General features: G+C 66.0%; 10 protein-coding genes. 7 read left to right on the top strand and 3 right to left on the bottom strand.

What is annotated here, in order from left to right; translation table 11 throughout:
- Positions 1 to 107: 107 nt before the first annotated feature.
- Together ACSQ25_RS20325 and ACSQ25_RS20320 are read right to left on the bottom strand one after the other, a co-directional pair.
- Positions 108 to 809 (bottom strand): 2OG-Fe(II) oxygenase, encoded by a 702-nt coding sequence (locus ACSQ25_RS20325; RefSeq protein ID WP_436107477.1) that lies wholly within the window; start codon positions 807 to 809, stop codon positions 108 to 110.
- A 4-nt stretch (positions 810 to 813) separates the two neighbouring features.
- Positions 814 to 1,368 carry a cob(I)yrinic acid a,c-diamide adenosyltransferase gene (locus ACSQ25_RS20320; RefSeq protein ID WP_436107476.1) on the bottom strand — a complete coding sequence of 185 codons (555 nt, stop codon included), beginning with the start codon at positions 1,366 to 1,368 and terminating at the stop codon, positions 814 to 816.
- A gap of 81 nt (positions 1,369 to 1,449) precedes the next feature.
- On the opposite strand from ACSQ25_RS20320, the gene ACSQ25_RS20315 reads away from it, so the two are divergent.
- From ACSQ25_RS20315 to ACSQ25_RS20290, 6 genes are all read left to right on the top strand, one after another.
- A complete protein-coding gene (locus ACSQ25_RS20315; RefSeq protein WP_436107475.1) occupies positions 1,450 to 2,931 on the top strand; it encodes an FAD-linked oxidase C-terminal domain-containing protein in 1,482 nt (493 codons plus the stop codon).
- A gap of 3 nt (positions 2,932 to 2,934) precedes the next feature.
- Positions 2,935 to 3,981: a glycolate oxidase subunit GlcE gene (gene glcE, locus ACSQ25_RS20310; protein WP_436107474.1), complete on the top strand. Its 1,047-nt coding sequence runs from the start codon at positions 2,935 to 2,937 to the stop codon at positions 3,979 to 3,981.
- A 1-nt stretch (position 3,982) separates the two neighbouring features.
- A complete protein-coding gene (gene glcF / locus ACSQ25_RS20305; RefSeq protein WP_436107473.1) occupies positions 3,983 to 5,209 on the top strand; it encodes a glycolate oxidase subunit GlcF in 1,227 nt (408 codons plus the stop codon).
- Between the two features lie 68 nt (positions 5,210 to 5,277).
- Positions 5,278 to 5,646: a hypothetical protein gene (locus tag ACSQ25_RS20300; RefSeq protein WP_436107472.1), complete on the top strand. Its 369-nt coding sequence runs from the start codon at positions 5,278 to 5,280 to the stop codon at positions 5,644 to 5,646.
- Positions 5,647 to 5,777: 131 nt separating this feature from the next.
- Positions 5,778 to 6,092, top strand: coding sequence for a hypothetical protein (locus ACSQ25_RS20295; RefSeq protein ID WP_436107471.1), 315 nt, complete (start codon positions 5,778 to 5,780; stop codon positions 6,090 to 6,092).
- Positions 6,093 to 6,199: 107 nt separating this feature from the next.
- A complete protein-coding gene (locus ACSQ25_RS20290; protein WP_436107470.1) occupies positions 6,200 to 8,239 on the top strand; it encodes a glycoside hydrolase family 97 protein in 2,040 nt (679 codons plus the stop codon).
- Between the two features lie 3 nt (positions 8,240 to 8,242).
- Here the strand turns inward: ACSQ25_RS20290 and ACSQ25_RS20285 are convergent, their stop codons facing one another.
- Entirely contained in the window at positions 8,243 to 8,719 is a 477-nt protein-coding gene (locus tag ACSQ25_RS20285; protein WP_436107469.1) for a glutathione peroxidase, read from the bottom strand.
- Positions 8,720 to 8,878: 159 nt separating this feature from the next.
- On the opposite strand from ACSQ25_RS20285, the gene ACSQ25_RS20280 reads away from it, so the two are divergent.
- Positions 8,879 to 11,215, top strand: a complete 2,337-nt coding sequence (locus ACSQ25_RS20280; protein ID WP_436107468.1) for a TonB-dependent receptor domain-containing protein — start codon at positions 8,879 to 8,881, stop codon at positions 11,213 to 11,215.
- Positions 11,216 to 11,239: the final 24 nt, after the last annotated feature.

Raw genomic sequence — 11,239 nt, 5'->3', positions numbered from 1 at the left:
GGATCCCGGCCTGCGCCGGGATGACGGTCTTAAGACCAACATACTAGAGACCGTCGTTCCGGCGTAGGCCGGAACCCAATTTCCCTACCGAAGTCGCTCAAGCCGGCTTACCCCGGCTGCCCAAACAAGGCCTCCGCCCTCTGGAACAAAATCCACGAGGTCGCAATATACTTGTCCCCGCTGCGGGACACATGCCCCTTGTGGGTATGCGTAAACCCCGCTGGCGCAATGATCAGCCGCCCCTTGCGCGCCTCCACCTTGCGCCCCTGGTACAGGAACTCCGTCTCTCCGCCATCCGCCACGTCGTTCAGGTAGAACTGCCACAGCAGCACCCGGTGCAGGGTCTCGCAGCTGGCGTTCTGCGGGTAGATCTCGGAATGCCAGTGGTGGTAGCCGCCGCTCCCCTGCAGGTACTTCTGCAGGTTGATGTTCCCGACCCGGTAGATCGACTGCATCAGCTCCACGACGTTCGGCGTGCCGAACTCGTCGAAGTTCTGCAGCGACAGGGTCACCGGCTCGCCGGTCCGGGGATGCGCCACTTGCGGCGACAGCGCGCCGATCAGCAGCATGCGGTACTTGTCCATGTATTGCGCCAGGTGGCGCGCCATGGTCTGGGTCAGCAGGGCGCCGACGTCGTCCCATTCCGGGTGCCCGTTGATGGTCAGGTCGTAGCTGTCCTTCTTGCTGACGTCGACGCCGTTGCCGGTGCGGCCGCGCGCCACCTTGCCGCTGGCGTCGAAGCGCGCCCGGATCGCGTCGCACTGCTGGGCGCTGAGCGCCTCGTCGTAGATGCCGATGAAGTCTTCCATGGGCTTATCCACGCTTGCGCTCGTGCTGCCACAACACGTCGCTGCCGCCGGCGAAGCGGTTCAGCACCCGCGCCAGCACGAACATCAGGTCCGACAGGCGGTTCACGTACTGGCGCGGATGCGGCCGGATGGCCTCCGCATGCGACAGCGCCACGATGCTGCGCTCGGCGCGGCGGCACACGGTGCGGCAGACGTGGGCCAGCGAAGCGGCACGCGAGCCGGCCGGCAGGATGAATTCCTTCAGAACCGGCAGGTCGGCGTTGTACTTCTCGAGCAGGCTGTCGAGGCGGGCCACGTGCTCGTCCTTGATCATCTCGTAGCCCGGGATGCACAGCTCGCCGCCCAGGTCGAACAGGTCGTGCTGGATCGAGACCAGCTCTTCGCGCAGCTCGGCCGGCATGTCTTCGCACAGCAGCAGGCCGACGAAGGAATTCAGCTCGTCCACTTCGCCCAGCGAGTGGATGCGTGCGCTGTCCTTGCCGGTGCGGCTGCCGTCGCCCAGGCCGGTGGTGCCGTCGTCGCCCGTGCGGGTGGCGATTTTCGAGAGTCGGTTGCCCATGATCTAGCCTTATGAAATATTGTAAAAAAACGATAGGGCGAGGATACGACAAAACGCGGCAATTGTGCCTACAATGTCAGCATGAGCGTCTCCACCTCCACCCTTGCCGGACGGCGCGAACAGGCCGCCGCCGCGCTGCGTGCGCGCCTGCCAGAAGGCTGCGTCCTGTCCGATCCCGAGGACACCCGCCCCTATGAATGCGACGGCCTGGCGGCCTACCGCCAGCTGCCGATGATCGTCACGCTGCCCACCAGCGAAGAGCAGATACTCGCGATCCTGAACACCTGCCGCGAGCTGCAGCTGCCGATCGTGCCGCGCGGCGCCGGCACCGGCCTGTCGGGTGGGGCGCTGCCGATCGCCGACGGGGTCGTGATCTCGACCGCGCGCCTGAACCGCATCGTGCGCGTCGATGCCTACGCGCGCACCGCCGTGGTCCAGCCGGGCGTACGCAATCTCGCCATCTCCGAAGCGGCGGCCCAGTACGGCCTGTATTACGCGCCCGACCCCTCGTCCCAGATCGCCTGCACCATCGGCGGCAACGTGGCCGAGAACTCGGGCGGCGTGCACTGCCTGAAATACGGCCTGACGGTGCACAACGTGCTGCGCGTGCGCGTGGCCACCATCGAAGGCGAGATCATCGAACTCGGCAGCGAAGCGCTGGACGCGCCGGGCCTGGACCTGCTGGCCGTGTTCATCGGCTCGGAGGGCATGCTCGGCATCGTCACCGAAGTGACGGTGAAGCTGGTGCCCAAGCCGGCGGTGGCGCAGGTCGTCATGGCCTCGTTCGCAGACGTCATCACCGCCGGCAATGCGGTGGCCAGCATCATCGCGGCCGGCATCATCCCGGCCGGCCTCGAGATGATGGACCGCACCTCGGTGCGCATGGTCGAGCCTTTCGTGCGCGCCGGCTACGATACCGACGCGGCCGCGATCCTGCTGTGCGAGGCCGACGGTACCGCACTGGAAGTGGCGGAAGAAATCGAACGCATGAAGGCCGTGTTCGAGGGCGCCGGCGCGACGGCGATTGCCGTGTCGCAGAACGAGGCCGAGCGCATGCGCTTCTGGTCCGGCCGCAAGAACGCCTTCCCGGCGGCGGGCCGCATCTCGCCCGACTATTACTGCATGGACGGCACCATCCCGCGCAAGCAGCTGGCGCGGGTATTGCAAGGCATCGAGGAAATGGAACAGACCTTCGGCCTGCGCTGCTCGAACGTGTTCCATGCCGGCGACGGCAATATGCACCCCCTGATCCTGTTCGACGCCAACCAGCCGGGCGAGTTCGACCGCGCCGAGGCCTTCGGCGCCGCGATCCTGGCGCTGTGCGTCGAAGTCGGCGGCACCATCACCGGCGAGCATGGCGTGGGCATGGAGAAGATCAACTCGATGTGCGTGCAGTTCGATCGCAAGGAGCTCGACGCCTTCTTCGAGGTCAAGCGCGCTTTTGACGCCCCGATGCTGCTCAACCCGGACAAGGCGATCCCGACGCCGCACCGCTGCGCCGAATTCGGCAAGATGCACGTGCACGGCGGCGAACTGCCTTTCCCCGACCTTCCGCGTTTTTAAGCCATGCAGTCCATCGAACAATTCCAGGAACGGGTGCGCGGCGCCGCCGCCGACAAACAGCCGCTGCGCATCCGCGGCGGCGGCAGCAAGGACTGGTACGGCCAGCGCCTCGAGGGCGAGATCCTCGACACGCGCGGCTACCGCGGCATCGTCGACTACGAGCCGACCGAACTGGTGATCACGGCGCGCTGCGGCACGCCGCTGAGCGAGATCGAAGCCGTGCTCGCCGAGCGCAACCAGATGCTGGCCTTCGAGCCGCCGCATTTCGGGTCGGGCGCCACGCTGGGCGGCGCGATTGCCGCCGGCTTGGCCGGCCCGCGCCGCGCCACCAGCGGCGGCGTGCGCGACTTTGTCCTCGGCGCCAAACTGCTGGACGGGAAGGGCGATGTGCTGTCCTTCGGCGGCCAGGTAATGAAGAACGTGGCCGGCTACGACGTCTCGCGCATGCTGGCCGGCTCGCTCGGCACCCTCGGCCTGCTGCTGGAAGTCTCGGTCAAGGTCTTGCCGAAGCCCTTCGCCGACATCACCCTGTGCCTCGACATGCCCGAGATCGAGGCGATCCGCCGCCTGAACGAGTGGGGCGGCCAGCCGCTGCCGCTGTCGGGCAGCTGCTGGCACAACGGCAGGCTGGCGCTGCGCCTGTCCGGCGCCCAGGCGGCGGTCGACGCTGCCGTGCGCCTGATCGGCGGCGACATCATGGCCAATCCCGACGGCTTCTGGGAAGAGCTGCGCGAGCAGCGCTTGCCCTTCTTCGGCGGCGAGGACGCGCTGTGGCGCCTGTCCGTGCCCTCAAGTACGAGTGCGATCGTACTTGGCGGCGTGCAGCTGATCGAGTGGGGCGGCGCCCAGCGCTGGCTGCGCACCGATCTCGATGCCGCCACGATCCGCCGCAGCGTGTCCGCCGTGGGCGGCCACGCGACCCTGTTCCGCGGCGGCGACAAGTCAAGCGGCGTGTTCCAGCCGCTGGCGCCCGCCGTCGCGCGTATCCACGAACGCCTGAAGGCTTCCTTCGATCCGGCGCACATCTTCAATCCGGGACGAATGTACTGACATGCAAACCAATCTGGCCGACTTCATCAAGGGCACTCCCGACGGTAACGAGGCGGAGGCGATCCTGCGCGCCTGCGTGCACTGCGGCTTCTGCACCGCCACCTGCCCGACCTACCAGCTGCTGGGCGACGAGCTCGATGGCCCGCGCGGCCGCATCTACCTGATCAAGCAGGTGCTGGAAGGCGCCGAGCCGACCCGCAAGACCCAGCTCCACCTGGACCGCTGCCTCACCTGCCGCAACTGCGAAACCACCTGTCCCTCGGGCGTGAAATACGGCCGCCTGGTGGACATCGGCCGCCGCGTGGTCGAGGAACGCGTGCCACGTCCATTGAAGGACCGCGTCAAGCGCACCACCCTCAAGGAGTTCCTGCCGCGCACAGTGCTGTTCAAGCCGGCGTTCAGGGCTGGGCAGATCGCCCGTCCGGTGCTGTCCCGGGAACTGCAGGACAAGCTGCAGCCCGCCCGTGACGCAGGCGCCTGGCCCACGCGCGCCCACGCGCGCAAGATGCTGGTGCTGGAAGGCTGCGTGCAGCCGGCGATGGCGCCCAACATCAATGCCGCCACCGCGCGCGTGCTGGATGCCCTCGGGATCCAGCTGCTGGTGGCGCCGAAGGCCGGCTGCTGCGGCGCGGTGCGCTACCACCTGAACGACCAGCAGGGCGGCCTGGACGACATGCGCCGCAATATCGACGCCTGGTGGCCGTATGTCGAACGGGAAGAGGTGGAAGCGATCGTGATGACCGCCTCCGGCTGCGGCGTCACCGTCAAGGAGTACGGCCACCTGCTGGCGCACGACGAGGCTTACGCGGCGAAAGCAGGCCGCATCTCGATGCTCACGCGCGACCTGTCCGAGATCCTGCCGGAGTTCGAGGAACAGCTAACAGCGAAGCTGAAGGGAAAGATCGCGAAGCGGGTCGCCTACCACCCGCCTTGCACGCTGCAGCACGGCCAGCAGATCCGCGGCAAGGTCGAGGGCGTGCTGCGCGCCGCCGGCGTCGACGTCACCCTGTGCGCCGACAGCCACCTGTGCTGCGGCTCGGCCGGCACGTATTCCGTGCTGCACCCGGAGATCGCGCACGCGCTGCGTGACCGCAAGCTTGAAAATCTGCAGGCGTGCAAGCCGGACGAAATCGTGTCAGCCAACATCGGTTGCATGAGCCACCTGCAGTCGGGTACGCAAACCCCGGTGACCCACTGGATCGAGCTGATCGACCGCATGCTGGCCTGATACGCAAGCGTGTGCGGGCTTTTTGCAGTTTGTCTATATTTACGGGACAAACTGAACAGGAGGACGTCATGGAAGCCATCAGGATGCTGCAGATATCGACCTATTTGTTCGCCTTCACCGCGCTTGGCGGCATCGTCATGGGCTGGATCCGGTTTTCCGGCGCCAGGAATCCCCCTTCCTGGCTTGCGATGGCGCACGGGTTTCTTGCGGCTGCCGGCGTCACCCTGCTTGCCTATGCGGTCCTCGTGCTGGAGGCGCCGGGAACGGCACTGATATCGCTCCTGCTGTTCCTGGCCGGCTCCGTCGGCGGCGTTGTCCTGAACCTGGTCTATCACCTGAACGACAAGCCGCTGCCGAAGGGGATCGTGGCGGCGCACGCGATCATTGCGCTGATCGCTTTCGGGCTGCTATACATGGCCGCGTTCACCGGCGCCTGAGTACTGGTGTGCCCGCGCGTGCACGCGGGCGGCGCTATACTCTGGATTTCGTCCAGAGAACCGCGTTCCATGTCGTTCCCAGTCAGATTCCCGCTCATGACCATCCCCGCAAGTGCGCCGGAGGTATCGCCATGAGCTTCGTACTTCAGCTCATCCGCGACGACGAAGGCCTGCCGCCCATGGTCGTCTTCGAGGATTCGACCACGCCCGGCCTGGTGCCCGTCTGGGAAGAGGCGGGCGTCTACGACGCGCTGTACAACAGCGACGGCAAGCTGGCGCGGGACGTCTCGCGCGCCATCTCCTATGGCCTCGACCGCGTCACCGAAGACGCCTCGCTGGCCCAGTTGATGCCGCCCGGCGTCTCGCAGGGCGAGGCCATCCGCTTCCTGGAAAACGTCAACCGCGCCTGCATCACGCACGGCGCGGCCTGGATCCGGACCCGTTGATACAGGGCTCTGGTAGTCGAGTTACGTCTTTTTGTCTTACTATGTGATGCTCAGCCGGAAGAGGAGTAGTTTTCCTACGGCGGACGCTACAACGACAAGGAGACTTCATGCGTATTTACCGCTTCGCTACCATCGTGGCCGCATCCTGCCTGCTGGCCCTCCCGGCGTGGGCGCAACAGATCATCGCCAGCGCCGCCTCTCCCGGCAATGTCCTCAGCGTGGAAGTGCAGGTCGACGGCATGGGCAAGCTGGCCTACGGCGTCAAGCGCAAGGGCAAGGACATCATTTCTCCCTCGCGCCTCGGCTTCAACCTGGCCAATGCCCTGAAGCTCGACGGCGGCTTCAGCCTGCGCCAGCAGGGAGTGAGCGAGCATGACGGCACCTGGGAGCAGCCCTGGGGCGAACGCCGGTTCGTGCGCAACCGTTACCGCGAACTGCGCGTCGATCTCGAACAGAAGAACCGCGCCGGCCGCCGGCTCAGCGTGGTGTTCCGCATCTACGACGACGGCGTCGGCTTCCGCTACGAATTCCCGGACCAGCCGCAACTGCGCGAGGCCGAGATCATCGACGAGCTGACCGAGTTCACGGTGGCCCGGCCGGCCACCGCCTGGTGGATCCCGGCCGGCGAACTGCCCGGACTGGAAGAAGAGATCCGCAAGGCGCCGCTCAGGGAAATCGGCATCGCCAACACCCCGCTCACCCTTCGCCTGGACGACGGTACCCACATCGCCTTCCACGAAGCGGCCCTGGTCGACTACGCCACCATGTGGCTGCGCAAGGTCGACGGCCAGAAGCTGCGCGCCATGCTGGCGCCCTCGCCGAGCGGCCCGGCCGTCGTGCGCAAGGGGGCCTTCACCACGCCATGGCGCACGATGCAGATCGCGGATGACGCGGCCGGACTGTACATGTCCGACCTGGTGCTGAACCTGAACGAACCCAACAAGCTCGGCGACGTGTCCTGGGTGAAGCCTTCGAAGTTCGTCGGCGTCTGGTGGCAGATGCATCTGAACAGCGGCAGCTGGAATGCCGGCCCGAAGCATGCGGCGACCACCGCCAACACCAAGAAATACATCGACTTCGCCGCGCAGAACGGCTTCCGCGGCGTATTGGTCGAAGGCTGGAACAAGGGTTGGGAGAGCGACTGGGGCCATGGCGGCGCCGACTTCAGCTTCACCCAAGCCTATCCCGATTTCGACCTCCCTGGCCTGGCCGCGTATGCGAAGTCGAAAGGCGTGCGCCTGATCGGCCACCACGAAACCGGCGCCAACATCGTCGCCTACGAAAAGCAGATGGATGCCGCCTACCGGCTGTATGCGAAGCTGGGCGTGGACAGCATCAAGTCGGGTTATGTGCACGAAGCGGGGACCGCGCTGTTCACGGGGCGCGACGGCAAGCCGCGCTACGGTCACTACGATTCGCAGGAGGGCGTGCGCCACTTTGTGAAAGCCGTCACCGAGGCCGCGAAGTACAAGCTCTCCATCGACACCCACGAACCGGTCAAGGACACCGGCCTGCGCCGCACCTACCCGAACTGGCTCGCGCGCGAAGGCGCGCGCGGCGTCGAATACAACGCCTGGGGCAATCCGCCCAACAGCGTCGACCACGAGGCCAAGCTGGTATTCACGCGCATGCTGAGCGGGCCGATGGACTACACCCCGGGCGTCCTGAGCCTGGTCGGTGCGGACGGCAAGACCTTCAATTCGACCCAGGCCAAGCAGCTGGCGAACTTCGTCGTGATCTATTCGCCGATCCAGATGGCGGCCGACCTGCCCGAGAACTACGCGAAGTACCCGGCCGCCTTCAAGTTCATCCGTGACGTGCCGACCGACTGGGCGGACACCCGCGTCATCCATGGCGAAGTGGGGCAGTACGCGACCATCGCTCGCAAGAACCGTAACGGCGACGACTGGTACGTGGGCGCCGTCACCGACGGCGAAGCACGCACCCTGTCGCTGCCGCTCGGCTTCCTCGACAAGGGCAGGCGCTATACCGCCGAGATCTACCGCGACGGCGACGCGGCCGACTACCGCAGCGAGCGCCGCTTCGACCTGGTGACGGAAACGAAGACCGTCACTGCGGCGGACGTGCTGCAGCTGCGCCTCGCCCCCGGTGGCGGCCAGGCAATCCGCCTGGTGCCGCAGCAGTAGGATTTACAGCAGCTTCTCGATGTCGCCGGCGATCTCCGCCGGCGCCGTCTGCGGTGCATAGCGCTTGACCACTTCGCCGTCGCGCCCGACCAGGAACTTGGTGAAGTTCCACTTGATCGCCTCGGTGCCCAGCACGCCGGGCTTCTCACCCTTGAGGTGCTTGTAGAGCGGGTGGGCGTCGTCGCCGTTGACCTCGACCTTGGCGAACATCGGGAAGCTCACGCCGTAGTTCTTCTCGCAGAAGGCGCCGATCTCGGCTTCGGTGCCCGGCTCCTGCTTGCCGAACTGGTTGCAGGGGAAGCCCAGCACCGCCAGCCCGCGCTCGCCGTACTGGCGGTGCAGCTCTTCCAGTCCCTTGTACTGCGGCGTGAAGCCGCAGGCGCTGGCGGTGTTCACGATGAGGAGCACCTTGCCGCGGTAAGCGCCCAGGTCCACCGGCTGGCCGTCGAGCGCGCTTGCGCTGAAGTCGTATACGTTCATGTTTGTCCGTCCTTCCCTAAAACTAAAAGTGTATGTCATGGTGGCGCAACACGTATGCATGCGCCAACCGCTCAAGACGATGCTTGTTATCTTTTGTTACAAACATTAAGAAGTTAGCATGCGACAATCCCGCTCGCCCATATTGCAGAGCCCGCTTCCATGCCTATTACTTCACACACTGCCCAGCCTTCCCGTCATCCGCGCCTTTCCCTGATCGCCCATCTGGTCGCGGGCACCTTGCTCGTTCCGTTCGCAGCGAGCGCGCAGCAGGCGCCGGTGACGCAGGAGCCGGCCAAGCAGGAAGCAGCGAAGCCTGCGGCGCCGGTGACGGTGCAGGCCCAGGCAGCACAGGGACAGGCGCCTGCACCGGCACAGGCTCCGGCCGTCGAGTCCACCGTGACCGTCAGCGCGACCCGCACCCAGAACCGCATCGACCGCCAGAGCTATGACGTCAAGGCCGATCCGGCCACCTCGAACGACACCGTGGCCGATACCCTGAACAAGGTGCCGTCGGTGGCCGTCGACGGCGACGGCAATGTGACGCTGCGCGGCCGCAGCGTGCAAATCCTGGTGGACGGCAAGCCCTCGGCGATGATGCAGGGCGATAACCGCGCGGCCGCGATCAACGCGCTGCCGGCCGCCGACCTGGACTCGGTGGAGGTCATCAACAACCCGGGCGCGCAGTTCGGCAATGAAGGCGGGGGCGGAGCGATCATCAACCTGGTGATGCGGCGCGAGCGCAGCCCTGGTGGTTTCGCGCATGTGAACGCAAACGTCGGCACTGAAGGCCGCTACCGGACATCCGCCTTCGGCAACTACACGCAAGGCCGCTACAGCGTGCAGGGCAACCTGAGCCGCTCCCTGAACAAGAACGAAAACAGCGGCGAGCTCCGGCGCGAGCGCATCGACCCCATCACCGGCGCAATCGCGCGCAGCACCTCGCTCTCCAACGGCGTGAGCGAAAACGAGAACACCAGCGCCAACGGCGGCCTGACCTACAACTGGGGCGACAAGGACGTCATCGGCCTCACCGCGAACTATTCGCAATCCGAGAGCGGAAGCGAATCGAACAATCGCTACAGCAACACCAACGCTGCCGGCATCGTCGACTACGAATACCTGCACACCACCCTGCGCTCGAACAAGCAGCGCAACTACGGCCTGGGTGGCCGCCTCGACCACAAGGGCGACGCCCCGGGCGAGATCTTCAAGATGGACCTGCGCCTATCGGGAACCGACAACGACAGCGGGACGCGTAACAACTATACCTATACCGTGCGTCCACCAAGCGTCGGCACGCCCGTCATCCGCCAGACCGGCGCGACCGAAACCCGCATCGCCGACTTCACCGGTGACTACGAGCTGCCCGGCGAGAACGGCGTGCTGAAGGTAGGCTACAAGGTGGCGCGCAACGAGAACGTGTTCGACAATGTGTTCTTCGATATCAATCCGGCCACCGGCGGCGAGCGCGTGAGCACGTCCCGCACCAATCGCTTCGAGCTGAACGACACCACCTACGCGCTGTACGGCACCTACCAGTGGCGCGTCGACGAGAAATGGGGTGTGCTGGGCGGCCTGCGCACCGAGTACGCGGAACTCGACATGAACCAGGTCACCACCGGCATGCGCGCGACCAACCATTATTTCGACGCGATCCCGAGCGCCTTCGTGACCTATGGCCTGTCCGACGACACTACGCTGCGCCTGAGCTATGCGCGCCGCATCCGTCGTCCGGGCGCGGGCGACCTGAACCCGTTCGTGGTGTACCGCGACGAGCAGAATATCTCGTCGGGCAATCCGGACCTGCAGCCGACCAATACCGATTCGCTGGAGCTCGGCCTCGAGACCAAGCTGGGCAAGGTCGACACCAACGTGCGCCTGTACGCGCGCCGCGATGCCGACCTGATATCCGAACGCCGCTTCGTGCTGGCCAACGATGTGCTCCTGACTACCCGCGAAAACGCCGGCAGCGCCCGTTCTGGCGGCCTGGAATTCAACTTCAGCGGCCGCGCCACCCCGCAGCTGACGCTCAGGCTCAACGGCAACGTCGGCTATTCGGAACAGACCGTGCTGGGCAGCGCCAGGGACGACAAGCGCAGCGCCACCTCGGTCACCCTGCGCGGGCAGGTGAACTACCAACTGGACCCGGCCAACAACTTCATGCTGGCGCTGAACGGGCAGGGCAAGACCCTGTTCGGCGAAGGCTACCGCGAGCCGAGCTACTGGGCCATGCTCAACTACAGCCGCAAGCTGACCCCGGCGCTGACCCTGTCCGTCAATATCAACGACCTGTTCGCTTCGCAGAAGACGGAGACGTTCACCGAGACCGACCGCCTGCGCGAGTACAGAATCGGCCGCTCCAACGGGCGCACCGCCTTCGTCGGCCTGAGCTACCGCTTCGGCGGCTTCAGCGGCCCGGGCGGACAGCGCCGCCAGATGATGTACGGCGGTCCTGGCGGTCCAGGCGGCCCTGGCATGCGCGGTCCTGGCGGCTGATAGTGCTTCAACAGGCGTGCGGCA

The organism is Massilia sp. LjRoot122, from assembly GCF_964252725.1.
GTDB lineage: Bacteria > Pseudomonadota > Gammaproteobacteria > Burkholderiales > Burkholderiaceae_D > Telluria.
The sequence above is the reverse complement of the archived record's forward strand: the minus strand, read 5'-3'. Positions and strand labels throughout refer to the sequence as shown.